Here is a 25,421-nt window from a genome sequence, read left to right as displayed (position 1 = left end):
AGGCGAAGGCCAGCCTGAGCTGCCTTCGCCTTCGCTTGGCCTTGGGGGCGGTGTATCAGTAGCTGTACACGCCGCGGCCCGTCTTGCGGCCCAGGCGGCCGGCGGCGACCATTTCCTTGAGCAGGGGGCAGGGACGGTACTTGCTGTCGCCGAATTCCTTGAGGTAGACCTCCATCACGGCCAGGCACACGTCCAGGCCGATCATGTCGGCCAGGGCCAGCGGGCCGATGGGCTGGTTGCAGCCCAGCTTCATGCCGGCGTCGATGTCCTCGGCCGATGCCAGGCCTTCGGCCAGCACGAAGAAGGCCTCGTTGATCATGGGCACCAGGATGCGGTTGACCACGAAGCCGGGCGCGTTCTTCACGGTGATGGGGCTCTTGCCCAGGCGCTCGGACAGTTCCTTGACCGTGGCGTGCGTCTCGTCGCTGGTCTGCAGGCCGACGATGATCTCCACCAGCGCCATCATGGGCACGGGGTTGAAGAAGTGCATGCCGATGAACTTGTCGGCACGGCCCGTCACGGCGGCCAGCTGGGTGATGGAGATGGACGAGGTGTTGGTGGCGACGATGACGTCGGCATCCAGCAGGGCGTCCAGCTGCTTGAGGATCTTGACCTTGAGCTCGTAGTTCTCGGTGGCGGCCTCGATGACCAGTTGCGCGCCCTTGAGCGCCGCGTAGTCGGTCGATGTCTTGATGCGGGCCAGGGCGGCGGCCTTGTCGGCCTCGGTCAGCTTTTCCTTCTTGATCAGGCGGTCCAGGCTGCCCGAGACGGTGGCCACGCCCTTCTGGACGGCGGCATCGGAGATGTCCACCATGACCACGTCGATGCCCGATACCGCGCAGGCCTGCGCGATGCCGTTGCCCATGGTGCCTGCGCCGATGATGCCTACGGTTTGAATTGCCATGACTGTCAGTCTCCTCAAACGAACAAAGTGAATGCGAACGTGAATGCGATCCAGCGATCGTAGCGGGATTCGGAGCATCCACCGGGTTTGCCCCGGCTTGCGGCGCCGCGCAGGCGACTGCAACAGTGGATGGCTACACCGCAGGGGAGGGAGAGGCATGCTGGACTACATCGTGATCGGAGGCGGCTCGGCGGGCTCGGTGCTGGCCGGGCGGCTCAGCGAGGATGCGCAGACGCAGGTGGCGCTGCTGGAGGCCGGGCCGGCCGACTCCAGCGTGCTCATCCACTGTCCGGCAGGCATGGCCGCCATGGCCAAGGGCGGGCGCCACAGCTGGGGCCTGTCCACCGTGCCGCAGCCGGGCCTGGGCGGGCGGCGTGGCCACCAGCCGCGCGGCAAGGTGCTGGGCGGCTCCAGCGCGGTCAACGCCATGGTCTATGTGCGCGGCCAGCCGGCCGACTACGACCACTGGGCCGCCCAGGGCAATCCGGGCTGGAGCTGGAGCGAAGTCCTGCCCTACTTCCTGCGCGCCGAACACAACGAATGCGGCGCCGATGCCTGGCACGGCACGGGCGGGCCCCTGAACGTGGCCGAGCTGCGCGATCCCAACCCGCTGTCCCGGGCCTTCGTGCAGGCGGGCGTGCAGGCCGGCCATGCGCACAACGCGGATTTCAACGGCCAGGCACAGGAGGGCGTGGGCCTGTACCAGGTCACCCAGCGCAATGGCGAGCGCCACCACGTCGCCAAGGCCTATCTGGCGCCGCACCGTGCCAGGCCCAATCTGCGCGTGGAAACGGGTGCCCAGGTGCTGCGCATTCTGTTCGAGGGCCGGCGCGCCGTGGGCGTGGAGTACCTGCAGGGCGGTACGGTGCAGCAACTGCACTGCCGGCGCGAGGTGCTGCTTTGCGGCGGCGCACTGCTGTCGCCGCAGCTGCTGATGCTGTCTGGCGTGGGGCCGGGCGATCACCTGCGTTCGCTGGGCATCGATGTGGTCCACCACCTGCCTGGCGTGGGCGCCCATCTGCATGACCACCCGGATGTGGTGCTGGTGGTCGATGGCGCGCAGCTGACCGACAGCTTCGGCCTGTCACTGGGCGGTGCGCGCAGATTGCTGGCCGCCGTGGGCCAATGGCGCAGCCAGCGGCGCGGCATGCTGACCACCAACTTTGCCGAGGCGGGCGGCTTCATCCGCAGCAGCCCTGGGGAGCGTGCGCCCGATCTGCAACTGCACTTCGTCGTCGCCAAGCTGGTGGACCACGGGCGCAAGACGGTCTGGGGCCATGGCTATTCGCTGCATGTCTGCGTGCTGCAGCCGGCCAGCCGGGGCAGCCTGCGCCTGGCCAGTGCCGACCCGCTGGCCCTGCCGCTGGTGGATCCGGCCTTTTTCTCCGATGCGCAGGACCTGCGGCGCATGGTGAACGGCGTGCGCCGCGCCCGCGAGATCCTGGCCCAGCCGGCGCTGGCGGCCCTGGGCGGGCGCGAGATGCCGGCCTCGGCCGGCGCGCAGGACGATGCGGGCATCGAGGCCTTCATCCGCAGCCATGCCGACACCATCTACCACCCCGTGGGCAGCTGCCGCATGGGGCCGGGGCCCATGGACGTGGTCGATGCGCAGCTGCGCGTCTACGGCATCAAGGGCCTGCGCGTGGTCGATGCCTCGGTCCTGCCGCGCATCGTCAGCGGCAACACCAATGCGCCCACGGTGATGATCGCGGAGAAGGCGGTGGACATGATCCGCGCCGCAGCGCGCTGAAGAACGGCCGGATCTCAGGCCCTGAAGCGCCTGCGCGTCATCGCCAGCGCAAACCAGTAGGCCGCCACCGTGGTGGCGGCCAGCACCAGGCCGTGGCGCAGCGGGTGGGCCGGCCACTCGTCCATGAATAGCGGGCGCACCAGCTCCACGGCATTGGTCAGAGGCAGCCAGTCCGAGGCCAGGCGCACGGCCTCGGGCAGCTGCTCGCGCGGGAAGAACACGCCGGACAGGAACATCATGGGCGTGAGCACCAGGGTGAAGTAGTAGGTGAAGAAGTCATAGCCCTTGGCCAGGGCGTTGAAGATCAGCGCGATGCTGGAGAACATGATGCCCACGCACAGCAGCACGGGCCAGGCCACCAGCAGCCTGGGCGAGTGGCTGATGCCCAGCGCCAGCATCACGCCCAGGATGGCGGTGACCGTGAACAGCGCCTTGAAGGCGGCCCAGAGCATCTCGGCCAGCAGCACGCTGTCCAGGCTGATGGGCGCGTTCATGATGCCGTCCCAGGTCTTTTGCACATGCATGCGCGAGAAGGCCGAGTACAGCGCCTCGAAGCTGGCGGCATTCATGGCGCTCATGCAGATGGAGCCGCTGGCCAGGAACAGGATGTAGGGCACCTGCCGGCCCGTGGTGCCCACGGTGACCTCGCCCACCAAGGCGCCCATGCCGTAGCCGAAGGCCACCAGCCACATCAGCGGCTCGGCGATGTTGCCGATCAGGCTGGGCAGGGCCAGCTTGCGCCACACCAGCAGGTTGCGCAGGAACACCGGCCACCAGCGCAGCGACAGGTCGGGCGGGCGCCAGATGCTGGGGGTGTCCGATGCGGGTTCGGTCATGGTGGTTCAGCCGTCGGTTCTGATCTGTCGGCCGGTGAGCTTGAGGAACAGGTCCTCCAGGTTGGCCGGGCGGTGCAGGGTGCGCAGGTGGCTGTGCGCGGCCAGCGCCTGCAGCAGCGGGCGCGCGTCGTGCGTATAGAAGAAGACGGTGTCGCCACTGACCTCGGTGCGCCCGGCCAGTGGGCGCAGTGCCGCGTCATGCGCCAGGCCCAGGGCGCCGTTGCCGTAGGCCTCGACCACTTCGGGCTCCAGGTGCTCGGCGATGAGTTCGCGCGGGCGGCCTTCGGCGATCTTGCGGCCGTGGTCCAGCACCAGCAGCCGGGAGCACAGGCGCTCGGCCTCGTCCATGAAATGCGTGGTCAGCAAGATGGCCTTGCCCTGCTGCAGCAGCCACTGCAGACGCTCCCAGATCAGGTGGCGTGCCTGCGGGTCCAGGCCCGTGGTGGGTTCGTCCAGCAGCAGCAGGCGCGGGTCGTTGACCAGGGCGCGCGCCAGGGACAGGCGCCGTTTCATGCCGCCGGACAACTCGCCCGGCCTGGCCGCGGCCTTGTGCGACAGCGCCGCGAAGTCCAGCAGCTGCGGTATGCGGTCACGCATCTGCGCCGTACCCAGTCCGAAGTAGCGCGCGTAGACGCCCAGGTTTTCCGCGCAGCTGAAGTCGGGGTCCAGCGTGTCGTTCTGCGAGACCACGCCCAGCCGCGCCTTGATGGCCAGTGCATCGGCAGGCATGTGCAGCGGCGGCGAGCCGTCTTCGGGGTGGTAGAGAACATGGCCCGCATCGGGTGCCGTCAGGCCCAGGCAGATGCGCAGCGTGGTGGTCTTGCCCGCGCCATTGGGGCCGATCACGCCCAGGCATTCGCCGGGAGCGATGGAAAAGGACAGGTCATCGACCACCGTGGTGTCGCCGTAGCGCTTGCGCAGGTTCAGGGCGTCGAAGAGCGCGGGCATGGAGCGTTTTCCTGGGGTCCGGGGCTAGCGCGCAGGCTTGGCGGCCAGGGCGGGCCTGGCCGGCGCATCCGGCGTCTCCGGCGTCTCCGATACAGCTGGCGCATCGGCGCAGGCCTGCTGCTGCGGTGGGCTCAGCCGCACCTGCGTCCAGCAGTCACGCCCGCGGCGCTTGGCAGCGTAGAGCGCGGCATCGGCGGCGGGCAGCAGCATTTCCAGGCGCAGGCCGTCCCAGACCTGGGGCGCGTGGGCGCAGCCGGCACTGAAGCGGACTTCGAAGCCCAGCGTCTGCGTCGAGGCCTGCAGCAGCGCGGACTGCAGCCGGGTGCACAGGGTGTCCACACCGTCGTCCGTGGTGTAGAGCAGCAGGCAGAACTCCTCGCCGCCCCAGCGCGCAGCGATTTCGTCACTGCGCAATTGCTGCTGCAGCAGGCGGGCGAAGAGGCACAGCGTACGGTCGCCCGTGGCATGGCCGTATTCGTCGTTGACATGCTTGAAGTGGTCCAGATCCAGCATCACCAGGGCCAGGGCCTGCCGGTGGCGCTGGGCATGCGCCAGCATGGCGGGGGCGCGCTCCAGCAGGGCGCGGCGGTTGGGCAGGCCGGTGAGCATGTCCTGCAAGGCCATGTCGCGCAGCTGCTGGTTGGTCTCGTCGCGCCAGGCCACCAGCACGGCCACCATCAGCAGCGTGCTGCTCAACGTGACCAGCAGGGCGAATATCTGGTTGGCGCCGCTGTCGGCCGTGAAGCTGGGCAGGAAGGGCGTGGCCAGGGCCAGGTAGCTGCGCACCAGAAGTACCAGCCCCATGAAGACGGCCACGCCGCACATCAGATAGCGCCAGCTGCGTGCCACGGGGCGGCGTGGCTCCAGGCACAGGCCGGCCAGCGCCAGCAGGCTCAGTCCGTGGGCGGCGCTGAACCAGCCGGTGCGCAAGGACAAGTGGGGCAGCAGCAGGGTGAAGCCCAGCGGCCCCAGAAAGCACAGCGCGATCAGGCCGCGTTCCAGCCAGGGCGGCCGGGGCCCCAGCCATTCGCGCAAGGCGCGCGCCATCTGCCACTGTGCCGATGCCGCGCAGGCTGCTGCGCCCAGCGACAGCAGTTCGCGCGAGAGCAGGCCTTGCGGCAGGCGGCTGGCGATGAGGATGAAGATCCAGGCACCGGCCTGGATCAGGAAGAAATGCTGGGCATGGCGCGCGGCACCGCTGACGCGCCGCCCCATGGCCAGCGGCAGGGCGGCCGACATGGCCATCATGTTGAGGGCCACGACCGAGGTCATGGAGAAAAAATCCAGGGTGGGCAGCGTGGATGGCATGTGCGTCCCTGGATGGCGGTGCGAAGCGGGGCCCTTGGAAGAAGGTGGCCGGTGGCGGGGCGCTACTGGAACGCCACCTCCGCGAAGCTGCGCAGCTTGCGGCTGTGCAGGCGCTGGGTGCCGCCCTCGCGCAGGATGTCGATGGCGCGCATGCCGATGCGCAGATGCTGGTCCACGCGCTCGCGGTAGAAGTGGTTGGCCATGCCGGGCAGCTTGATCTCGCCGTGCAGCGGCTTGTCGGACACGCACAGCAGCGTTCCATAGGGCACGCGGAAGCGGAAGCCGTTGGCCGCGATGGTGGCGCTTTCCATGTCCAGCGCCACGGCGCGGCTCTGGCTGAAGCGCAGCTGGGGCAGGTTGTTGGGCAGCAGCTCCCAGTTGCGGTTGTCGGTGCTGGCCACGGTGCCGGTGCGCATGATGCGCTTGAGGTCGGGCCCGTCCATCTGCGTGACGTCGGCCACGGCCTGCTGCAGGGCCAGCTGGATCTCGGCCAGCGCGGGAATGGGCACCCACAGCGGCAGCTCCTCGTCCAGCACATGGTCCTCGCGCACATAGGCGTGGGCCAGCACGTAGTCGCCCAGCTGCTGGCTGTTGCGCAGGCCCGCGCAGTGGCCCAGCATCATCCAGGCGTGCGGGCGCAGCACGGCAATGTGGTCGGTGATGGTCTTGGCATTGGCCGGCCCCACGCCGATGTTGACCATGGTGATGCCGCTGTGGTCGGCGCGCACCAGGTGGTAGGCCGGCATCTGCGGCAGGCGCGGCGGCGGCGTGCCCAGCTCGTCATTGGGCTGGGCCGGCAGGCCGGTGCGGCGCGTGACCACATTGCCGGGCTCGATGAAGGCCACGTACTCGCTGTCCTCCCGGGCCATCTCGGCGTGGCCCAGGCGGATGAACTCGTCGATGTAGAACTGGTAGTTGGTGAACAGCACGAAGTTCTGGAACCACTCCGGCTGGGTGCCCGTGTAGTGGCGCAGCCGGTGCAGCGAATAGTCCACGCGCGGGGCCGTGAACAGCGACAGCGGCAGGGCCTCGCCCGGCTGGGGGCGCCAGGTGCCGTTGGCGATGCCGTCGTCCATGGCCTCGAGGTCGGGCAGGTCGAACACATCGCGCATCAGCTGCCGGCGCTCGCGCGACAGCGTGCCTTCGATGTGGTCGTTCTCGGCAAACGAGAAGTGGATGGGGATGGGCTTGTCGCTCAGGCCCACTTCCAGCGGCACGCCGTGGCTCTTGATCAGCAGGCGGAACTGCTCGGCGTAGTAGCGCGAGAACAGGTCGGGCCGCGTGAGCGTGGCCTCGTGCGTGCCCGGCCCCTCGACGAAGCCGTAGGCCAGCTGCGTGTCCGCGCGTGACACGGTGGCCGTATGCATGCGCACGAAGGGGTAGTAGGCGTGGACGGGGGCGGCCGGGGTTTCACCGGAGACGAAGCGCTGCATGTTCGTGCGCAGGTGCTCTATCTGCTCGCGGTAGATCTGCTGTACGTGCTCCAGGGCCCGCTGGGGGTCGGTGTGCAAGGTGGCTGCGGCCCGTGAGGCCTGCGAGGGGTTGTGAAGCGAAACCATGGGCTATTGTCGTTGGACTGGATGACTGTTGTGCAACTGCCAGGCGCGCGCTCTGTCGGCCGGCATGGGCGGCGCCACAAGGTACCCCTGCATCATGCCGCAGCCCAGGTCGCGCAAAAGCTCCAATTGGGCAGGTGTTTCCACGCCTTCAGCGACGATGTCCAGATGCAGGCTGTGGCCCATCTGCACGATGGCGGTGACGATGGCCGTGTCGTCCTCGCTATCGGGCACGTCGGCGATGAAGGACCGGTCTATCTTGAGCTGGTTGATGGGGTGGCGGCGCAGATAGGCCAGCGAGGAATAGCCGGTGCCGAAGTCGTCGATGGCCAGGCCCACGCCCAGGGCCTGCAGCGCCTGCAAGGTGTCCTGCACCTGGCCGCTGGTGTGCATCAGCGTGGACTCTGTCAGCTCGATGTGCAGCCAGCGCGCTTCCAGGCCGGTTTCCTCCAGCACCAGGGCCACCTCGCGCGCCATGTTGCGCTGGCGAAATTCCAGCGCGGAGACATTCACGGACAGGGGTACGGGCCGCAGCCCCTCGTCCTGCCACTGGCGAGCCTGGCGGCAGGCCTCGCGCAGCACCCAGTGGTCTATGGCCGAGATCAGGCCGCGCGCCTCGGCAAAGCCGATGAACTCGCCGGGCAGCACCAGGCCGCGCTGCGGGTGGCGCCAGCGCACCAGGGCCTCGAAGCCCGCCAGCCGGCCATCGGCCGTGAAGGTCTGGGGCTGGTAGTGCAGCTCGAACTCTCCGCGCTCCAGCGCGCCGCGCAGTTGCTGCTCCTGCATCAGCATCTGGGTGGCCTGGCCGCCGTGGGCGGGTGCGTAGAACTGCAGGTTGCGCCGGCCGCTGTCCTTGGCCGTATGCGTGGCGCTTTCGGCGCGGTTGAGCAGTTCCTCGGCGCTTTTTCCGTCGCCCGGGTACATGGCGATGCCCATGCATGGCGAGACCACCAGCGGCGTGCCGTCGATGGTGCAGGGTGCCTCGATGATGCGTTGCAGGTGCCTGGCCTGGGTCTCGGTCTCCTGCGGATCGGGATCATCGGTGAGCACGACCACGAATTCGTCGCCGCCCACGCGCGCCACCAGATCATGGGCGCGCACGCTGCCGCGCAGGCGCTGGGCGACCTCGCACAGCAGCAGGTCGCCGGCCTGGTGGCCCAGCGAGTCGTTGATGGTCTTGAAATGGTCCAGGTCGATGAGGAGCACGGCCAGCGTGCGCTGCTTGACCGAGGCCAGCGACAGCGCCTGGCGCAGCATCTGGATCAGGCGCACCCGGTTGGGCAACTGGGTCAGCTGGTCGTGCTGGGCCAGGAAGTCCATGCGCTCCTGGGCCAGCTGGCGCAGCGTGATGTCGCGCACCAGCACGATGCGGTAGGGCCCGCCCTCGGCCGGCATGGTCTTGGCCTCTATCTCCACGGGGATGCGGTGGCCGTCCTTGTGCTGGATGGCGCCGTCGAAACGGTCCTCGCGGCCGCTGCGCATGTACTGCAGCGCGTAGAGGCGGAATTCCGGGCAGATGTAGTCGAGGATGGGGCGGCCGATCAGCTCGTCCAGCGTGTAGCCGGCCAGGCGGGACAGGGCCTCGTTGCCGTCGATGATGAGGCCGTCGCGGTGCATGACGATGGCCTCGGTCGTGACCTCGGTGAACTTGCGCATGCGCTCTTCGCTGTCACGCACCTTCTGCGCCACATGGTGGTGGTGGCTCACGTCGGTGATCTGCACCACGGCGCCCTGCAGCCGGCCCTGCTCGAAGTGCGGCATCAGCAGCGACTCGATATGGCGCGGCGGTCCATCCGGCTGGGGCACTTCGCGCTCGTAGCGCACATGCTCGCCGCGCAGGCCGCGCTCCACCTGCGGCGCGATGAGCTGCCACACGGCCTCGCCCACGATCTCGCGCACGGTCTTGCCCACGGCCTCGGCGGGCGTCAAGCCGAAATTGCGTGCGTAGTTGATGTTGGCGAAGCGGCAGCGCAGCGTGCGCGCATCGAAATAGGCCAGCATGGCCGGAGCCGTGTCTGCTATCAGCCGCAACAGCGCATCATCGGGCCCCGTGTCTTGCGCATCGATGTTCTCTGGCATGCGTCCCCCTCGCTGGGGATTTATAGCGGAATCGCAGAGATTTTGATAGCGCTCTTGTGCGAGGGTGAGCGGCCGCTGACGCGTGGGGGCGCGTGCGGCTGTCGGGCATCAGGGGCCGCCGTGGCGGCCTGTCTTTTTTTTGCAGCGCCGCATCAAGGGCAGGCGCGGCCGGGCGCGGTGCGGCGCAGTGTGGTAGCCCTTGCGGGCGCCTTACTTGAGCAGTTCCTGCACCTGGCCCAGCGCGGCCTGGGCGCATTTGTCGTCCAGGTGGCCGCCAGGCGCGCCGCCGATGCCCACGGCGCCGATCACCTCGTTGCCCACCTTCACCGGCAGGCCACCGCCCAGCAGCAGGTAGCCGGGAATATTCACCAGGTTGGCGGCGCCGGGGTTCTTCTGCGCGCCCTCCATGATGGCCAGCGTGCTGTTCTTGGCCGATGCGGCCGTGTAGGCCTTCAGGCGGCTGGCCTCCAGCGTGTGGGGGCCGGCATTGTCGGCGCGCTGCACGGCGCGCACGGTGCCGGCGCGGTCCACCACGGTGGCGGTGACGGCATGGCCGTCGGCGGCGCAGGCGGCCACGCTGCGTGCGGCGATCTGGTTGGCCAGCTCCAGCGACATGTTCTTTTCCGTGCGCACGGCATCGGCCTGGGCGGCGGTGGCGATCAGGCCCAGGGTCAGGGCGGCGAGGGTGGCGAGCTTGGTGGTGCGGCGTTGCATGGTCTTCTCCTTGGGGGTCAGGACGGCCCGGGACACAAGCCCGGACGGCATGCATGCACTGTAGAAAATGCCGTCGCCGCGCACCATTCGGACGGTTACGCGCGCCGCTGCGTAGAAATACGGAGAAGCCAGGCGCGCTGGGCGCGGCGGTGGAGCTTCAGGTGCCTGCCGCCGGATCGGCCAGGCTGGCGTAGCGGCGTATGAGTTGCGCCAGGCTGGGCGCATCCAGCTTGGCGAACAGGTTGGCGCGGTGCGTCTCCACCGTGCGGGGCGACAGCTCCAGGCTGCGGCCTATCTCCTTGTTGGTCAGCCCCTGCACGATCAGCCCCAGCACCTCGCGTTCGCGCGCGGAAAGCTGCGCAAAGCGCTGCTGGGCATCGCGGTCGGCCTGCTGGCGTTCGCGCGACTGCACATGCTGGCGCACGGCGCTTTGCAGCGCATCGATCAGCACTTCGTCGTCCACGGGCTTTTCCAGGAACTCGGCCGCGCCGGCCTTGAAGGCGCGCCGGCACATGTCCACCGTGCCATGCCCGGTGAGCATGATCACGGGCTGGTCCACACCCTGCTCCATCAGCCGGCCCAGCAGGGCCAGCCCGCCGATGCCGGGCATGCGCACGTCCAGCACGATGGCGCCTATGCCCTGGCGGTCCAGTCCGTCGAGAAAGGCCAGCGGATCGGCCCAGCACTGCACGCGCAGGCCCACGGTGCCGATCAGCAGGGCCAGGCTGTCGCGCACGGCCTCGTCGTCATCGACCAGATGGATCAGCGGGGACAGGTCTTGGGCGGGCGCGGCAGTCATGGGGTCAGTGGTTCCTGAGGGGCGTTGGGTACGGCAGGTGCCGGGCCATGGGCCGCAGGCAGCAGCAGCTCGAAGCGCGCTCCGCCTTGCGGCGGGGTGGCGGCGGATGCGGCCAGCCCCAGGCTGCCGCCCATGGATTCGGCCAGGCTCTGGCTGAGCGTCAGGCCCAGTCCCAGGCCCTGGGCGCGGCCCGTGGCAAACGGGGTGAACAGGCGCTGGCGCATCTCGGGCGCCACGCCGGGGCCGCTGTCGTGCACGGCCACCATCAGGCGGCTGTCGCGGCGTGCCAGCTCCACCCGCAGATGGCGGGCTGCGGGCGGCTGCTCGTCCATGGCCTGCAGTGCATTGACCAGCAGGTTGTGCAGTATCTGCTGCACCGCCACGGGGTCGGCCTGGGCGGCGGGCAGATCGGCGGCCTGCACCATGACCTGAACCTGGCGGCGCCGCAGCTCGGGCTCCAGCAGATACAGCGCCTCGGCAACGGCCTGGCCCAGATCCAGCGGTTCGGCCTGGGGCGCCAGCCCCGGCCGCTCCACCAGGCGGCGCAGCCTGCCCACCACGGCCGATGCGCGCTTGGCCTGCTCGGCAGCCTGCCCCATGGCCTGGCGTGCGGCGTCCATCTCGGGCGGGTCCTCGGCCAGCAGGCGGCGCGCGGCCTGGCTGTTGGAGAGCACGGCCGTCAGCGGCTGGTTCAGCTCATGCGCCATGCCGGCGGCCAGTTCGCCCAGCGTATTGAGCCGCGCCACCTGGCCCAGCTGCAGCAATTGCTCGGCGCGGCGGCGGGCCACGCGCTGGCGCAGCAGGGCGTGCAGCGCGGCCACGGCCAGCGCACAGCCCAGGGCCCAGCCCAGCATGGCCGTCCAGGGCAGCACCGTGGCGTCCAGCGGCTGGCGCAGGTACAGCACCAGAGGCTGGCTGGGCGAGGCCAGGGGCTTGCTCACCTCCCACGACCATGTGTTCCAGCCGTGCGCGGCGGCTCGGCCCGGCTGGATCACGAATTCCTGCCCGCCCAGGGCCAGCCATGCGCGCACCGGGCTGGTGGCGGGCGGCAGCGGCCACTCGTCGGCGGGAATCGTGGCGCGCAGGTCCAGCAGCAGCGCGTAGCTGGCCGGCAGCCCGGCCTGCACCAGGTACAGCCGGCCCCGGACCAGGTCGGCCAGGGCCAGTTCGGCCTGGCCGCTGGCCTGGGAGCGGCGCTCGGCCTCGGCCATGCCGGGCGGCCAGGTCTCGGGCCAGGGCTCGCCTGCGGCGGCCGAGCGGCGCGCCACATCCAGCACCTGCGGATACAGGCGCGGCAACTGCTTCCATGAGGCCTGATCGGGAGCGGGCTGGCGCGGCTGCAGCAGCGCCAGCGTGCCCAGGATGGCATCGTGCTGCACCATGCGCTGGCTCAGCAGCCGGTGGGCAATGCGGGCATCGGTATCGAAGACCTCGCGCAGCGACTGCAGGCGAGCGTGTGCCAGCCAGGCCGCGCCGCAGCCTGCGGCCACGGCCCAGGCCAGCACCCACCCCGCTGATCGCTGCCATCCATTCATGGCGCGGATTCTGGCATGCGGCCCGCGCAGGCAGTGGTCTAATCCGCAGCACCCCCACCTATCGCAGCGCAGCATGGCCGAGTCCACTCCATCTACCGCCAACGCACCCGACTGGATGGCGCCGCACAGCCTGCTGCGCATCTCGGTCGTTGTGGCCTTGCTGACCATCGTGCTCAAGACCCTGGCCTGGTGGCTCACGGGCTCGGTGGGCCTGCTGTCGGACGCGCTCGAATCCTTCGTCAACCTGGCCGGTGCCGTGTTCGCGCTGACCATGGTCACCATCGCCAAGCGGCCGGCCGACACCGATCATCCCTATGGCCACCACAAGGCCGAGTACTTCTCCGCGGGCTTCGAGGGCATCCTGGTCATCGGCGCCAGCCTGGCCATCGCCTGGGCGGCGCTGGCGCGGCTGTGGAACCCGCAGCCGCTGGAGCAACTGGGCTGGGGCCTGGCGCTGTCCGTGGTCAGCTCGGCCCTCAACGGGCTGCTGGCCGTGGCCATGCTGCGCTCGGCGCGCCAGCACCGCTCCATGGCGCTGGAGGGGGATGCCCGCCACCTGCTCACCGATGTCTGGACCTCGGCCGGCGTCGTCATCGGCCTGATCGGCGCATCGCTCACGGGCTGGCTGTGGCTGGATGCGGCCGTGGCCATAGGGGTTGCGATCAACATCTGCGTGCAGGGCGCGCAACTGGTCTGGCAGTCTTCCCAGGGCCTGATGGACCAGGCGCTGGACGCGCCCGAGCGCCTGCGCATCGACACCGTGCTGGACCGCCACGCGCACCGCGAGCAGGGTGTGGTCTTCGACAACATCTCCAGCCGGCGCGCCGGCGAGCGCAGCTTTGCCGACCTGCACATGCATGTACCCGGCAACTGGAGCGTGGCCCGCGCCGCCCGGCTGCGCACCGAGATTGAGGCCGAACTGCTGCAGGCCGTGCCCGGCCTGTACGCGCGCATCGAGCTGCTGCCGCTGGGCATGCAGACCGCCATGGAAGCCGCCATCGAGGCGGCAGGCCAGGCGGAGACTCTTTCCCCATCCACCGACAAGAACCCGAACCCCGAACAATGATCAGCATCCTGCAGCGCGTGAAACAGGCGCGCGTGGAAATCGACGGCCAGCTCGCCGGCAGCATAGGCCCCGGCCTGCTGGCACTGGTCTGCGCAGAGCGCGGCGACACCGAGGCCGAAGCCGACAAGCTGCTGGCCAAGATGCTCAAGCTGCGCATCTTTGCCGACGACGCGGGCAAGATGAACCGCAGCGTGCAGGACCTGGACGGGCAGGGCGCCTGCGGGGGCCTGCTCATCGTCAGCCAGTTCACGCTGGCGGCTGACACCGGCGGCGGCAACCGCCCCAGCTTCACGCGCGCCGCGCCACCGGCCGAGGGAGAGCGCCTGTACGACTACATCGTGCAGCGGGCGCGCGCCCTGCATCCGGAAGTCGCCACGGGCCGCTTCGGGGCCGACATGCAGGTGCACCTGCTCAACGACGGGCCCGTGACCATCCCGCTGTCGATAGCTCCGGCCACCGCGGCATAGCGCGCCGCAGACCTGCTGTTCTGGGGCGGATTCTGGCGCGATCTGCGAGCACGTCCTGGCCGGAAAAGCCCTGCAAAGCCCGTATTCTTGCGGCCTCAGCATTCATCGACAGACCGACGACCATGAAGAACCATCCGTTCAAAGCCTCCACCCTGGCCCTTGCCATGAGCATGGCCCTGGCGTGGAGCGGCGCGGCCGGCGCCGACACCCTCAGGAAGCCCGCGCTGGACGCACTGGCCCAGGCGCAGCCGGCACCTACCGACTTCGCCAGCTTCCTGAAGCAGGCCGCGGCCGCGCAGCCTGCCATCGCCCAGGCCGTGCAGCGCCATGCCGCAGGCGCCGCGCTCACGGGGGATGAACTCAACCACATCGCCCGCCTGCTGGGCCTGTACACGCGTCTCACGCAGGAGCGGGCCGTGCTGGCCAGCATCGAGCGCATGGTCGCCCTGCCCACGGTGCGCGACCCCAAGGTGCCGCCGCACGAAAGCCCGGCCATCCTCGCCTTCGGCGAACTGGTGCAGCAGATGGCCAGGGACTTCGGCCTGCAGTACCGCAACGTGGACAACCGCATCTTCGAAGTCACCCTGCCTGCGAACACCACGAACGCCATGAACGCGGGCACCGATGAATTCGGCATCCTTACCCATGCAGACGTCGTCCCCGTCGTCCCCGCCGAATGGGTGCTGGACGGCCAGGCCATCGACCCCTTCAAGGTCACGCGCGTGGGCGACAAGCTCTACGGGCGCGGCACCATCGACGACAAGGGCTCCATCGCCACCGTGCTGTTCGCCATGAAGGCCGTCAAGGACAGCGGCCTGCCCCTGTCGCGCGGCATACGCCTCATGATCGAGACCACCGAGGAAACCGGCGGCGATGCCATGAAGTACTACCAGGGCAAGACCACGCTGCCCGCCTACAACATCGTGCTGGACAGCAAGTACCCCGCCGTCGTCGCGGAAAAAGGCTCGGGCGCGCTCAAGGCCGTGTTCGACGACGTGAAGGCCGACCCCGCCCAGCCCGCCATCACCGCCATGGCCGGCGCCGCCTCGGCCAACGCCATTGCCCAGACCGCCACGGCCACCATCACGGCCGGCGACGAAGCCGCCATCGAAGCCATCGCCGCGCGCCTGCAGGCGGCCAAGGGTGACTTCACCACCAGCTATGCAGGGCAGGGCGGGCCGTTCACCATCGACATCCAGCGCAGCGGCACCGCAGCCACCGTCAAGGTCACGGGCACCTCGGCCCACGGCTCGCGCCCCGAGGAAGGCGTCAACCCCGTGCCGCGCCTGACGCTGTTCCTGCAGCAGGTGCTCATGCCCACCGATGGCGTGGCCCTGGTCCAGCCCAATGCCTACAGCAACGCCCTGCGCTACATCAACGGCGCCTTCGGCCTCGACTACTTCGGCAAGCAGCTGGGCGTTGCATATGCCGACGACTTCATGGGCCCGCTGACCCTGTCGCCCAACCTCATCAAGGCGGCAGACGGCAAGCTGGAAGTCACCACCAACGTGCGCATGCCGCGCGGCAAGACGCCCGAGCAACTGCGCACCGAAGTCGAGCAACGCATCACCCGCTGGAGCGCGGCCGCCAAGGTCCCCCTGACCCTGCAATACACCCAGGGCAACTGGATGGCGCGCGACCCCAAGGGGGCCTGGCTGTCCACCCTGCTCAACATCTTCGGCGACACCACGGGCCTGGACGCCAAGCCCGTGCCCACGGCCGGCAGCACCACGGCCAAGCTCATGCCCAACGCCATCAACTTCGGCCCCGCCATGCCCGGCAAGAAGTACACGGCGCACAACGCGCTCGAATACAAGGAACTGCCCGACCTGCGCGCCGACATGCAGATGTTCACGGAAATGCTGGTGCGCATCGGGAATCTGAAGCAGATGCAGTGACATTCTCCGGCTATTGAAATGCGAAAGCGCCTTGTGAAAGCAAGGCGCTTTTTTATTCCTGGGACAATCCGGCGAAGGGGATTGGAGCATTGATGAAAATCCCTGCGGGAGGCATTCATGCAGGACATCAAAGGCCAGGATCTCAAGACCATTATCCATTCCAAACGCGCCAACATCTATTACCTTGAGCACTGCCGTGTCCTGGTCAATGGCGGGCGGGTGGAATATGTGACCGATGCCGGCAAGCGCAGCCTGTATTGGAATATTCCCATTGCCAACACCACCAGCATCCTGCTGGGCACCGGCACCTCCATCACGCAGGCGGCCATGCGGGAGCTGGCCAAGGCTGGGGTGCTGGTGGGCTTTTGTGGTGGCGGCGGAACGCCCTTGTTCAGCGCCAATGAAGTTGACGTTGAAGTCGCCTGGCTCACTCCGCAAAGCGAGTACCGCCCCACTGAATACCTGCAGGCCTGGGTCCAATTCTGGTTTGACGATGAACTGCGCCTGCATGCCGCCAAACAATTGCAGGCTTTGCGATTGCAGCGGATGCAGCAGGAATGGGGCGCACGAGCCTTGCGCGAAGCAGGGTTTTCCGTGGACATGGAGCGCCTGAAGGCGCTGGTGCAGCAATTTGCGGCGCTGACGGCCAATGCGCCCGATGTTATGACACTGCTGACCGATGAGGCACGGCTGACCAAGGCCTTGTTCAAGCTCGCCGTGGACGCCGTGGGATATGGCGAATTCACGCGCGCCAAGCGCGGCACCGGCACCGGTGCAGCCAACCGCTATCTGGACCATGGCAACTACCTGGCCTACGGACTGGGCGCCACGGCCACCTGGGTGCTGGGCCTGCCCCACGGCCTGGCCGTTCTGCATGGCAAGACGCGGCGTGGTGGCCTGGTGTTCGATGCGGCCGACCTGGTCAAGGATGCCGCCATCCTGCCCCAGGCCTTCCTGTCGGCCATGCGCGGCGACGACGAGCCGCAATTTCGCCGCCAATGCATCGAGGCGCTCACGCGCAGCGAATCGCTGGACTTCATCATCGACACGCTCAAGCGCATTGCCGTCGACACGGCGCGCCTGGCCGGCGCGCCCACAACGCCCACAACGCCCGGCGCTGCGCAGGAGGCCGACACATGAACGTGCTCTTCGTCTCCCAGTGCAGCAAGCGCGCCCTCACCGAAACGCGCCGCATCCTCGACCAGTTTGCCGAGCGGCGCGGCGATCGCACCTGGCAGACGCCCATCACCGCGGCTGGGCTCGACACCGTGCGCAAGCTGCTGCGCCAGAGCGCGCGCAAGAACACCGCCGTGGCCTGCCACTGGATACGCGGGCGCGACCACAGCGAACTGCTGTGGATCGTGGGCGACGGGCGCCAGTTCAACGCAGAAGGCGCCGTGCCCACCAACACCACGGCCAGCAACGTGCTGCGCGCAGAAGACGAAAGCCACTGGCACCACCTGCCACTGATCACGGCGCTGGCCGCTTTGGCGGCCCTGGTGCATGACCTGGGCAAGGCCACCCAGGCATTCCAGGACCGGCTGAAGAATCCGGGCCTGCGCGAGCGCAACCACTACCGCCATGAATGGGTGTCGGTGCGGCTGTTCCAGGCTTTCGTGGGCGGCGACGGCGACGCGGCATGGCTGCAAAGGCTGGCAGCCTGTGTGGATGAGGCTGCCGACGCCCGGGCCTTTGAGGCGCAATGGCTGGATCACCGCAGCGGCCGCCTTCTGCGCGATGGCCTGGACGAGCCGCAGGCCAGCCAGCTTCTGCCGTTCAAGGCGCTGCCGCCGCTGGCCACCGCCGTGGCCTGGCTGGTTCTGACACACCATCGGCTGCCCTGCATGCCGGTCGCTGCAGGCCGGCAGGAGTCCGACGACGAGCTGGAGCCCGACCGCCGCCAATGGTGCCGCTTCGGCGCGCGCCCGCGCTTCGTCAACAGCAATGAGATCGAGCAGCTGCTGCAGTGCATCAGCGCCGACTGGAACGAGCCGCGCGAGAAAGCCGACCCGGCGAAAGTGCGCTCCCATTGGGACTTCCCGCAGGGCCTTCCAGTGACCACGGCCGCCTGGCGCAAGCAGGCGGCGCGCTACGCGCTCAAGCTGCAGGAGCTGGCGGGCCGGTCGCTTGACGCTGCAAGCCTGGGCGATCCGTTCACGCTGCACCTCTCGCGCCTGTGCCTGATGCTGGCCGACCACCACTACTCCAGCATCGAGGACGAAGCGCGCCGCCAGCCTTTCCGCAACGCGGGCTATCCGCTGTACGCCAACACCCGGCGCAAGAGTGCAGCTCCAGGCGCCGCGTCCGCTTTCAACCAGACGCTGGACGAACACCTGCTGGGCGTGCAGGCCCATGCCACGCTGGTGGCGCGCTCGCTGCCCACGCTGGCGCGCAGCCTGCCGGCACTGCGCAGCCATCGCGGCCTCAAGAAGCGCAGCAGCAATGCGCGCTTCCAGTGGCAGGACAAGGCCGCCGACCTGGCTGCCAGCGTGCGCCACCGGGCCGCCAGCCAGGGCGGCTTCATCGTCAACATGGCTTCCACCGGCTGCGGCAAGACTCTGGGCAATGCCCGCATCATGAACGCGCTGGCCGACCCGGGCGTGGGCATGCGCTGTGCCTTCGCCATCGGCCTGCGCACGCTCACGCTGCAGACGGGGCGGGTGTTCCAGAGCGACCTGGGCCTGGGCGACGACCAGCTCGCCATCAAGGTCGGCGGCGCGGCCAGCCGCGCGCTGTTCGAGTACTGGGAAGCGCAGGCCGAGGCCACGGGTTCGGCCTCGCGCCAGGCGCTGCTCGACGAAGGCGGGCAAGTCCTGTTCGACGGCAATGACCAGCACCCACTGCTGCAGCGCCTGACCGACGATGCGCAGGTGCGCTCGCTGATCGCCGCGCCCGTGCTGGCCTGCACCGTGGACCACCTCACGCCCGCCACCGAAAGCCTGCGCGGCGGCCGGCAGATCGCGCCCATGCTGCGCCTCATGACGGGCGACCTGGTACTGGACGAGCCCGATGATTTCGACATGGCCGACCTGCCCGCGCTCACGCGGCTCGTGCACTGGGCGGGCCTTCTCGGCTCGCGCGTGCTGCTGTCCTCGGCCACCTTGCCGCCAGCGCTGGTGGAGGGGCTGTACCTGGCCTACCGCGCCGGGCGCGAGATCTTCCAGCGCCATCGCGGCGAGCGGCCCGGCGAGCCCGTGGCCATCTGCTGCCTGTGGGTGGACGAATTCCACCAGCAGGCACTGGACTGCGCCGATGGCGCAGGGTTTCGCACAGGCCACGGAAGCTTTGTGCAAAAGCGCGTGGCCCAGCTCGCCCGGGCCGAGGTGCGGCGCCTGGCGGCCATCGCTCCCCTGCCTGCCGGCTGGCAGGGGCTGGACCCGGCCGCGCGGCGCCGGGATTTTGCGCGCATCGCGCTGGAGCATGCATGGCAGCTGCACCAGCAGCCGGGCAACCATGGCATTGACCCCGCCAGCGGCAAGCGTGTGAGCTTCGGCCTCATCCGCATGGCCAACATCGAACCGCTGTTCGACGTGGCCGTGGCCATGTATGGCCAGGGCGCTCCTGCGCCGGGTGTGCGGGTGCACCTGTGCGTCTACCACTCGCAGTTTCCGCTGCTGGCGCGCTCCAGCATCGAGCGGCACCTGGACAACGTGCTGGACCGCCGCTCCTCCGACGGCGCAGACCCCATCTTCCAGAGGCCGGCCATCCGCGCATTGCTTGATGCCAACGATGAGGTCGACCACCTCTTCATCGTGCTCGGCTCCCCCGTCACCGAAGTGGGCCGCGACCATGACTATGACTGGGCCGTGGTCGAGCCCTCGTCCATGCGCTCGCTGATCCAGCTGGCCGGACGCGTGCGGCGCCACCGGCCGGGTGCGGTGCAGGAGGCCAACATGCGGGTGCTGGACAGCAACCTGCGCGCTTTCGAGCATCCAGGCAGGGCGGCATTCTGCAAGCCGGGTTTCGAGATGGAGCCGGTGGATGACAAGGCAGATACGGCGCGGTACTTCCACCTGCGCTCGCATGACCTGCAATCGCTGCTGGCCAAGCACACCAAGGGCGAGCCCCTCTGGCCCGTGGATGCCCGCGCACGCATCGAAGTGGCCAGGGAGCAGTTCCACCCGGCCAGGAACCTCGTGGACCTGGAACACGCCCGCATGCACGACACCATGCTGCCGCGCCCCGCAGACAGCCAGGATGCCACGCCGGTGCTGCGCGCCGCCAGCCTGCACTGGGCCAGCCCAGCCTGCTTCTGGCTCACGGGCCTGCTGCCGCAGTTCCAGCGCTTTCGCTACGACCCGCTGCCGCGCGTGGATGTGGTGTTTCTGCCGGACGAGGAGGAAGAGGGCCTGCAACTGCACCGCGTGGTCGATAGCCAGCGGCGGGGTGACAAGCTGTATGTGCTGGTGCAGGACAGCCTGCTGCACCGGGAGCCATTGGACCCACGGAAGGGGTCTGTCACTGCATGGGGGCAGGCCGACCTGATGCATGAACTGCTTGCCCTGGCGCAGGGCAAGGGGCTGGCGCTGGATGCCTGTGCAAGCAAGTACGCCACGGCCAGCCTGCCCGACAAGGCACAGGGCTGGCGCTGGCATGGCGCGCTGGGCTTTGTGGGCCGGGCCTGAGGATCAGGCGGTATGCAGCTGCATCGGATGAACTTGCCTCACGGACGCCTGCAACTCCGCGTTCAGCTCTGCCGTGCGCAGGTCGTAGGCGGTCTGAAGGTTCAGCCAGGACTGCGCGTCGCCCCCAAAGAAGCGGCTCAGCCGCAGCGCCGTGTCGGCCGTGATGCCGCGCCGCTCCAGCACGATGTCGTTCACGCGCGAGGCGGGAACGTGCAGGTGCCTGGCCAGCGCGTTGGCGCTCATGTCCATGGGCTTCAGGTAGTCCTCGCGCAGGACTTCACCTGGGTGTATGGGGCGCATGCCGTTTTTAAGCATGTCTTTCTCCTGTGCCCCTCATTGCCGGGAGGCGCCGGTTCCCAAGCCGCCGATGCGGCAGCGAAGGCATGTCATTGTTCGTCAGTGGTAATCCACTATCTCTACGTCAACCACTCCCTTTTCCGTCCAGACAAAGCAGAGGCGCCACTGGTCGTTGATGCGGATGCTGTGCTGGCCCTGCCGATCTCCCACGAGCATTTCCAGGCGATTGCCAGGAGGGCTGCGCAGAAATTCAAGTGTCACAGCCGCATCCAGCTGAGCCAGCTTGCGCTCCGCCACGCTCTGGATGTTGGCGAAGCGGCGGGTCTTGCCGCTGGTGAACAGGCGCTGTGTTTCCGGGCACTTGAAGGAAGTGATCGCCATAAGTCAGGAATTTTATACCGTTTACCGTTATTCGGTATATCGCTTCGCATCAGAAAGGAAACGAAGCGCAGAGGAGCAAGACCACCCGCACCGTTCGTTGAAGGACATCGTTGCAGACCACGCAGATCGTGGGTTTGTTCTGAATTTCTTGCAAGGAGGAGAAGCAATGCCGCCCACCCCAAGCGCCATGCGTTGGCATGACGCCATCGCCATCTTTATCCAGGAACGGCTTCAGGCCAAGCTGGACAAGCTGGCCGAAGACGACCCCAAACGACAGGAGCTGCTGGCTCAGCACCAGCGTGATACCTGGATGGAAGACGCCGCCCGCCGGGTGACGCAAATCCAGGCCGTCACCCACTCCCTCAAGCCCATACATCCCGATGCGCGCGGCACCAATCTCTATGTGGAGCCGGCCAGCCTGCCAGCGCTGCAGGAACTGGGAAGCCATGCGCTGGGGCAGTCATTCGCCGGCGACGTGGTGGGCAATGCGGCGGCGCTCGACGTCTACAAGTTCCTCAAGGTCGAGGTGGACGGCACCAGCCTGCTGGCCGCGCTGCTGGCGCAGGACCCGGGCGCGCTCCAGGCCCTGCATGAGGACCCGCAGCAGGCCATGGGCTTGCGCGATGCCTTCGTCGGCCTGACCCAGCCGCGCGCGGGCGCACCCAGTTCGCACACGCGGGCCAAGCAGTTGTACTGGCTGACGGGCAGCGATGCCTGTGCCGATGAAGGCTATGAATTGCTGGCGCCGTTGTTTGCCACCTCGCTGGCGCATGCCGTGCATGCGCAGGTGCAGGAAGACCGCTTTGGGGAAAGCAACAAGGCGGCCCGGCAGGCGCGGCGCGAGCGCAAGGCGCATGACGGCGTCTTCCATGACTACCTGGGGCTGGCCGTCCAGAAGATGGGAGGGACAAAGCCACAGAATATTTCCCAGCTCAACAGCGAGCGTGGCGGGGTCAACTACCTGCTGGCGTCGCTGCCACCGGTCTGGCGCAGCAGCGATGTACGGCTGCCGGTGCATGCCAGCTCCGTGTTCGACAAGCTGTTCATCGGCCGTCCCGAGGTGCGCAGCACGGTGCGCAAGCTGCGTGCCTTCCTTGCGACCGACCCGGAGCCCAACCTGCAAACGCGCGAGCGCCGCGAAGCCTTCGTCGATGCGCTGATCGATGAAATGGTCTCGCTCGCCGGCGAAGTGCAGCAGGCCCTGCCCGCTGGCTGGAGCCGCGATGCGGAACGCTTCGGCAAGCTGGTGCGTGAAGAGCAATTGTGGCTGGACCCATTGCGGGCCGAACTGCGCGATGAAGCAGATTTCGCCCGCGAATGGCTTTGGATGGACTGGCCTGCTGAGGTAGGCAAGCGCTTTGCCAACTGGCTCAACAGCCAGCTGTTCGGCCAGTTGCCCGTGGGCGACGCCGAGGCGCGTGTGTGGAAGAAAGAGCTGCTGACCGATGAGGATGGTTTTGTGCAGCAGTTGCGTGAACTGCGCAAACGGATTGAAGACAGGGAGGACGCGCAATGAGCCAGTCTCCACAAGCGCTTCTCGTTTTTCCCCATCTGCGCGTGCAAAACGCCAACGCCATCTCCAGCCCGCTTACGCACGGCTTCCCCTCCATCACCGCCTTCACCGGCCTGATGTGGGCGCTGGAGCGCAAGCTGGCGCAGGCCGGCATCCCCTTGCGCCTGCACGCGGTGGGCGTGGTCTGCCACCACCATCAGGAGCAGGTGACGCAGGGCTATGTGCGCAGCTTCAACCTCACGCGCAACCCGGTGGACAAGGACGGCAGCACCGCCGCCATCGTGGAGGAAGGGCGCATCCACCTCGACATCTCCCTGGTCTTCACCGTCTCGGAAAAACGCGTCCCTGGCTCCAACTCGGCCCCGACCTTGGTGCAAAGCGCTGCCGAGCCGATGCAGCAATGGGCCGATGAAGCCGGGCAAATCCTGTCGCAAATGCGGGTGGCCGGCGGCAGCCTGCTGCCATCACGCGCCGCGCCCGGCAGGCGCGTGCGCCCCAGGCTGTCCGTGCTGGCAGAAGACGCCACGGAGCGCAGCCGACAGTTCCGAGAATGGCGGCGCCAGTGGCTGCCGGGCTTCGCCCTGGTGGGGCGTGACGACCTGCTGGCCGACCGCCTGCACAGGCTGCGCGACAAAGCGGCGCACACCACGCTGCTCGACGCCTGGCTGCATGCATCGCGCTTCAACCACGAGCCCGTGGCAGCGGCCGAAGGCCAGCCCCCGCCTGCCGATGGCAAGCAGCCATGGGCAGACCCCTGGCGCGGCCCGGGCAGCGGCTGGATCGTGCCTGTGCCCGTGGGCTATGCGGCGCTCTCGCCATCGCATGCCGCAGGCGAAGTGCTCAACGCCCGCGATGCCACCACGCCGCTGCGCTTCGTGGAGTCGGTCTATTCGCTGGGCGAATGGATCAGCCCGCACCGCCTCACCCATCTGGAGCAACTGCTGTGGCATGCGCACACCGATGAAAAGCGGGGCCTTTACCGCTGCCGCAGCGGCTACATCCCAGACCCCGCAGCCGTGGCTGACCCTGACGACGCCGCAGCCCAGGAGCAGGAAGACGACGACAGCTATGCATACACCTGACCCGCGTCCTTGCACCGCCGCCTTTCACACCGTATTGCCAAAGGATTGAACACCATGTCCAGCACCCTCAAGACCGCATCCGTCCTCGCCTTCGAACGCAAGCTCGACCCCTCCGACGCCGTCTTCCACGCAGGCAACTGGGATGACCGGGCGGCCTCCGCCTCCTGGCCCTCCGTCAAGCTGCGCGAGAAATCCGTGCGCGGCACCATCTCCAACCGCCTCAAGACCAAGGACCAGGACCCGGCCAAGCTCGACGCAGCCATCGAGAACCCCAACCTGCAGACCGTGGACGTGGCAGCCCTGCCCGCCGATGCCGACACGCTCAAGGTGCAGTTCACGCTGCGCGTGCTGTCTGGCGCAGGCACCCCGTCTGCCTGCAACAGCGCCGAATACCAGGCCAGGCTCGCGCAGACCGTCCAGGCCTATGCCTCGGCCCAGGGCTTTGCCGAACTGGCCAACCGCTATGCGGCGAACCTGGCGAACGGGCGCTTTCTGTGGCGCAACCGCGTGGGCGCGGAAAGCGTGCAGGTGCAGGTGGTGCAGCTCAAGGATGGCAAGGCCGGGCAGGCATGGTCGTTCGATGCGCTGGCCCACAACCTGCGCACGCTGGAGCAGCCTGATGAGAAAGTGGCTGCGCTGGGCAGCGTGATCGCGCAGGGGCTTGAGGGCAAGGCCCATGTGCTGCTGCAGATCACCGCCTTTGTGCGCCTGGGCGCGGGCCAGGAAGTCTTCCCCTCGCAGGAACTGATCCTCGACAAGGGCAGCACCAAAAAGAGCAAGACGCTCTACCAGATCGGTGAAAAAGGCCAGGAGGTCGCCGCCATCCACTCCCAGAAAATCGGCAACGCCCTGCGCACCATCGACACCTGGTACGACGGCGCGCAGGACCTGGGCCCCATCGCGGTCGAGCCCTACGGCTCCGTCACCACCCAGGGCAAGGCCTGGCGCCAGCCCAAGCAAAAGCAGGACTTCTACACCCTGCTGGACGACTGGCTGCTCAAGGACAAGGTGCCGCCCGTCGAGCAGCAGCATTTCGTGATGGCCGTGCTGATCCGCGGTGGTGTCTTCGGCGATGCGAGCTGATGGCCATGACCTCGCACTACATCGACATCACGCTGCTGCCAGACCCGGAATTCAGCCACGCCCACCTGCTGGGCGCGCTGGTCGCCAAGCTGCACCGCGCGCTCGTGCAACTGGGCAGCGCGGACATAGGCATCAGCTTTCCCGGCTACAGCCTGCGTCCACGCACTCTGGGCACCATCCTGCGCCTGCATGGCAGTGAAGCCGCGCTGCGCGGCCTGATGGAGCAGCCCTGGCTGCAGGGCATGCGCGATCACGTGCACTGCACGCCGCCAGCTTTGGTACCAGAGGGCGCCGTGCCCTACCTGGTGCAACGCCGGCAATTCAAGACCAGCCCCGACCGCCTGCGCCGCCGCCGCATGCGGCGCAAGGGAGAAACCGCTGAACAGGCCGCGGCCGCCATCCCCGACAGCGTGGAGCGCACCCCGGACCTGCCCTACGTTCAATTGCGCAGCGCCAGCACCGGCCAGCCGTTTTGCCTGTTCGTGGAGCAGAAAGCGGTGCAGGGCACGGCGGGCCAGGAAGGCTTCAACACCTACGGGCTGAGCCTGGGAACTGCTGTTCCCTGGTTCTGACCCTTTTT

21 protein-coding genes are annotated in these 25,421 nt (G+C 68.2%); 10 read left to right on the top strand and 11 right to left on the bottom strand.

The genetic code is table 11. The annotated features are described in order from the left end of the window. Positions 1–55: 55 nt before the first annotated feature. Positions 56–904, bottom strand: a complete 849-nt coding sequence (locus AAN986_RS25095; RefSeq protein WP_016446551.1) for a 3-hydroxybutyryl-CoA dehydrogenase — start codon at positions 902–904, stop codon at positions 56–58. Positions 905–1,061: 157 nt separating this feature from the next. Here AAN986_RS25095 and AAN986_RS25090 point away from each other — a divergent pair, with 157 nt between their 5' ends. After that, positions 1,062–2,654 carry a choline dehydrogenase gene (locus AAN986_RS25090; protein ID WP_047219642.1) on the top strand — a complete coding sequence of 531 codons (1,593 nt, stop codon included), beginning with the start codon at positions 1,062–1,064 and terminating at the stop codon, positions 2,652–2,654. Positions 2,655–2,668: 14 nt separating this feature from the next. On the opposite strand, the gene AAN986_RS25085 is transcribed toward AAN986_RS25090, so the two are convergent. The 8 genes from AAN986_RS25085 to AAN986_RS25050 form a co-directional block, all read right to left on the bottom strand. After that, the gene (locus AAN986_RS25085; RefSeq protein WP_016446549.1) at positions 2,669–3,490 is read right to left on the bottom strand and encodes an ABC transporter permease; all 822 of its coding nucleotides are present in this window, start codon (positions 3,488–3,490) and stop codon (positions 2,669–2,671) included. Between the two features lie 6 nt (positions 3,491–3,496). Then, on the bottom strand, positions 3,497–4,438 hold the full coding sequence (locus AAN986_RS25080; RefSeq protein WP_034366837.1) for an ATP-binding cassette domain-containing protein: 942 nt from the start codon (positions 4,436–4,438) through the stop codon (positions 3,497–3,499). Positions 4,439–4,462: 24 nt separating this feature from the next. Further along, the gene (locus AAN986_RS25075) at positions 4,463–5,746 is read right to left on the bottom strand and encodes a GGDEF domain-containing protein (RefSeq protein ID WP_017407066.1); all 1,284 of its coding nucleotides are present in this window, start codon (positions 5,744–5,746) and stop codon (positions 4,463–4,465) included. Positions 5,747–5,808: 62 nt separating this feature from the next. Beyond that, entirely contained in the window at positions 5,809–7,305 is a 1,497-nt protein-coding gene (locus AAN986_RS25070) for an AMP nucleosidase (protein WP_016446546.1), read from the bottom strand. Positions 7,306–7,308: 3 nt separating this feature from the next. After that, a complete protein-coding gene (locus tag AAN986_RS25065) occupies positions 7,309–9,381 on the bottom strand; it encodes an EAL domain-containing protein (protein ID WP_349335523.1) in 2,073 nt (690 codons plus the stop codon). 210 nt (positions 9,382–9,591) lie between these two features. Continuing rightward, on the bottom strand, positions 9,592–10,095 hold the full coding sequence (locus AAN986_RS25060) for a heme-binding protein (protein ID WP_026062812.1): 504 nt from the start codon (positions 10,093–10,095) through the stop codon (positions 9,592–9,594). Positions 10,096–10,252: 157 nt separating this feature from the next. Continuing rightward, positions 10,253–10,894 (bottom strand): response regulator, encoded by a 642-nt coding sequence (locus tag AAN986_RS25055; RefSeq protein WP_209799108.1) that lies wholly within the window; start codon positions 10,892–10,894, stop codon positions 10,253–10,255. Next, positions 10,891–12,429, bottom strand: coding sequence for an ATP-binding protein (locus AAN986_RS25050; protein ID WP_349335522.1), 1,539 nt, complete (start codon positions 12,427–12,429; stop codon positions 10,891–10,893). The genes AAN986_RS25055 and AAN986_RS25050 overlap by 4 nt, the downstream gene beginning before the upstream one ends. Before the next feature lie 73 nt (positions 12,430–12,502). Between AAN986_RS25050 and AAN986_RS25045 the strand changes: the two genes are divergently transcribed. The 5 genes from AAN986_RS25045 (at position 12,503) to cas3f (ending at position 20,485) form a co-directional block, all read left to right on the top strand. Then, the gene (locus AAN986_RS25045) at positions 12,503–13,495 is read left to right on the top strand and encodes a cation diffusion facilitator family transporter (RefSeq protein WP_349335521.1); all 993 of its coding nucleotides are present in this window, start codon (positions 12,503–12,505) and stop codon (positions 13,493–13,495) included. Continuing rightward, positions 13,492–13,962 carry a D-aminoacyl-tRNA deacylase gene (dtd, locus tag AAN986_RS25040; RefSeq protein ID WP_099734741.1) on the top strand — a complete coding sequence of 157 codons (471 nt, stop codon included), beginning with the start codon at positions 13,492–13,494 and terminating at the stop codon, positions 13,960–13,962. Before AAN986_RS25045 ends, dtd begins: the two co-directional genes overlap by 4 nt. A 122-nt stretch (positions 13,963–14,084) precedes the next feature. Further along, positions 14,085–15,860 (top strand): dipeptidase, encoded by a 1,776-nt coding sequence (locus AAN986_RS25035; protein WP_349335520.1) that lies wholly within the window; start codon positions 14,085–14,087, stop codon positions 15,858–15,860. Between the two features lie 117 nt (positions 15,861–15,977). After that, positions 15,978–17,000, top strand: a complete 1,023-nt coding sequence (gene cas1f / locus AAN986_RS25030) for a type I-F CRISPR-associated endonuclease Cas1f (protein WP_349335519.1) — start codon at positions 15,978–15,980, stop codon at positions 16,998–17,000. After that, positions 16,997–20,485: a type I-F CRISPR-associated helicase Cas3f gene (gene cas3f, locus AAN986_RS25025; RefSeq protein ID WP_349335518.1), complete on the top strand. Its 3,489-nt coding sequence runs from the start codon at positions 16,997–16,999 to the stop codon at positions 20,483–20,485. The genes cas1f and cas3f overlap by 4 nt, the downstream gene beginning before the upstream one ends. Positions 20,486–20,488: 3 nt before the next feature. Here cas3f and AAN986_RS25020 read toward each other — a convergent pair whose 3' ends face one another. Both AAN986_RS25020 and AAN986_RS25015 read right to left on the bottom strand, forming a co-directional pair. Further along, positions 20,489–20,800: a HigA family addiction module antitoxin gene (locus AAN986_RS25020; protein ID WP_012203141.1), complete on the bottom strand. Its 312-nt coding sequence runs from the start codon at positions 20,798–20,800 to the stop codon at positions 20,489–20,491. Positions 20,801–20,881: 81 nt separating this feature from the next. Then, complete coding sequence (locus AAN986_RS25015) at positions 20,882–21,163, bottom strand: type II toxin-antitoxin system RelE/ParE family toxin (protein WP_043789322.1); 282 nt, start codon at positions 21,161–21,163, stop codon at positions 20,882–20,884. Positions 21,164–21,329: 166 nt separating this feature from the next. Between AAN986_RS25015 and csy1 the strand changes: the two genes are divergently transcribed. The 4 genes from csy1 to cas6f are packed head-to-tail and all read left to right on the top strand — an operon-like array spanning position 21,330 to position 25,413. Next, positions 21,330–22,679 (top strand): type I-F CRISPR-associated protein Csy1, encoded by a 1,350-nt coding sequence (csy1, locus tag AAN986_RS25010; RefSeq protein WP_349335735.1) that lies wholly within the window; start codon positions 21,330–21,332, stop codon positions 22,677–22,679. Beyond that, positions 22,676–23,758 carry a type I-F CRISPR-associated protein Csy2 gene (gene csy2 / locus AAN986_RS25005; protein WP_349335517.1) on the top strand — a complete coding sequence of 361 codons (1,083 nt, stop codon included), beginning with the start codon at positions 22,676–22,678 and terminating at the stop codon, positions 23,756–23,758. The genes csy1 and csy2 overlap by 4 nt, the downstream gene beginning before the upstream one ends. A 54-nt stretch (positions 23,759–23,812) precedes the next feature. Next, positions 23,813–24,841: a type I-F CRISPR-associated protein Csy3 gene (csy3, locus tag AAN986_RS25000; RefSeq protein WP_016451881.1), complete on the top strand. Its 1,029-nt coding sequence runs from the start codon at positions 23,813–23,815 to the stop codon at positions 24,839–24,841. A 5-nt stretch (positions 24,842–24,846) separates the two neighbouring features. Further along, complete coding sequence (gene cas6f / locus AAN986_RS24995) at positions 24,847–25,413, top strand: type I-F CRISPR-associated endoribonuclease Cas6/Csy4 (RefSeq protein WP_034366869.1); 567 nt, start codon at positions 24,847–24,849, stop codon at positions 25,411–25,413. The last annotated feature ends 8 nt before the right edge of the window (positions 25,414–25,421 follow it).

Origin of the sequence: Delftia sp. DS1230, assembly GCF_040112715.1 — a bacterium.
Taxonomy (GTDB): Bacteria; Pseudomonadota; Gammaproteobacteria; order Burkholderiales; family Burkholderiaceae_C; genus Comamonas; species Comamonas tsuruhatensis.
The sequence above is the reverse complement of the archived record's forward strand: the minus strand, read 5'-3'. Positions and strand labels throughout refer to the sequence as shown.

What these genes read in the sequence shown, in the direction of transcription:
- AAN986_RS25075 (WP_017407066.1), bottom strand. Translation starts at nt 5,746, where the DNA reads ATGCCATCCACGCTGCCCACCCTGGATTTTTTCTCCATGACCTCGGTC.
- AAN986_RS25060 (WP_026062812.1), bottom strand. Translation starts at nt 10,095, where the DNA reads ATGCAACGCCGCACCACCAAGCTCGCCACCCTCGCCGCCCTGACCCTG.
- csy1 (WP_349335735.1), top strand. Translation starts at nt 21,330, where the DNA reads ATGCCGCCCACCCCAAGCGCCATGCGTTGGCATGACGCCATCGCCATC.
- cas6f (WP_034366869.1), top strand. Translation starts at nt 24,847, where the DNA reads ATGACCTCGCACTACATCGACATCACGCTGCTGCCAGACCCGGAATTC.
- AAN986_RS25055 (WP_209799108.1), bottom strand. Translation starts at nt 10,894, where the DNA reads ATGACTGCCGCGCCCGCCCAAGACCTGTCCCCGCTGATCCATCTGGTC.
- AAN986_RS25065 (WP_349335523.1), bottom strand. Translation starts at nt 9,381, where the DNA reads ATGCCAGAGAACATCGATGCGCAAGACACGGGGCCCGATGATGCGCTG.
- AAN986_RS25090 (WP_047219642.1), top strand. Translation starts at nt 1,062, where the DNA reads ATGCTGGACTACATCGTGATCGGAGGCGGCTCGGCGGGCTCGGTGCTG.
- AAN986_RS25085 (WP_016446549.1), bottom strand. Translation starts at nt 3,490, where the DNA reads ATGACCGAACCCGCATCGGACACCCCCAGCATCTGGCGCCCGCCCGAC.
- AAN986_RS25045 (WP_349335521.1), top strand. Translation starts at nt 12,503, where the DNA reads ATGGCCGAGTCCACTCCATCTACCGCCAACGCACCCGACTGGATGGCG.
- AAN986_RS25050 (WP_349335522.1), bottom strand. Translation starts at nt 12,429, where the DNA reads ATGAATGGATGGCAGCGATCAGCGGGGTGGGTGCTGGCCTGGGCCGTG.
- dtd (WP_099734741.1), top strand. Translation starts at nt 13,492, where the DNA reads ATGATCAGCATCCTGCAGCGCGTGAAACAGGCGCGCGTGGAAATCGAC.
- csy2 (WP_349335517.1), top strand. Translation starts at nt 22,676, where the DNA reads ATGAGCCAGTCTCCACAAGCGCTTCTCGTTTTTCCCCATCTGCGCGTG.
- cas1f (WP_349335519.1), top strand. Translation starts at nt 15,978, where the DNA reads ATGCAGGACATCAAAGGCCAGGATCTCAAGACCATTATCCATTCCAAA.
- AAN986_RS25080 (WP_034366837.1), bottom strand. Translation starts at nt 4,438, where the DNA reads ATGCCCGCGCTCTTCGACGCCCTGAACCTGCGCAAGCGCTACGGCGAC.
- AAN986_RS25095 (WP_016446551.1), bottom strand. Translation starts at nt 904, where the DNA reads ATGGCAATTCAAACCGTAGGCATCATCGGCGCAGGCACCATGGGCAAC.
- AAN986_RS25070 (WP_016446546.1), bottom strand. Translation starts at nt 7,305, where the DNA reads ATGGTTTCGCTTCACAACCCCTCGCAGGCCTCACGGGCCGCAGCCACC.
- csy3 (WP_016451881.1), top strand. Translation starts at nt 23,813, where the DNA reads ATGTCCAGCACCCTCAAGACCGCATCCGTCCTCGCCTTCGAACGCAAG.
- AAN986_RS25020 (WP_012203141.1), bottom strand. Translation starts at nt 20,800, where the DNA reads ATGCTTAAAAACGGCATGCGCCCCATACACCCAGGTGAAGTCCTGCGC.
- cas3f (WP_349335518.1), top strand. Translation starts at nt 16,997, where the DNA reads ATGAACGTGCTCTTCGTCTCCCAGTGCAGCAAGCGCGCCCTCACCGAA.
- AAN986_RS25015 (WP_043789322.1), bottom strand. Translation starts at nt 21,163, where the DNA reads ATGGCGATCACTTCCTTCAAGTGCCCGGAAACACAGCGCCTGTTCACC.
- AAN986_RS25035 (WP_349335520.1), top strand. Translation starts at nt 14,085, where the DNA reads ATGAAGAACCATCCGTTCAAAGCCTCCACCCTGGCCCTTGCCATGAGC.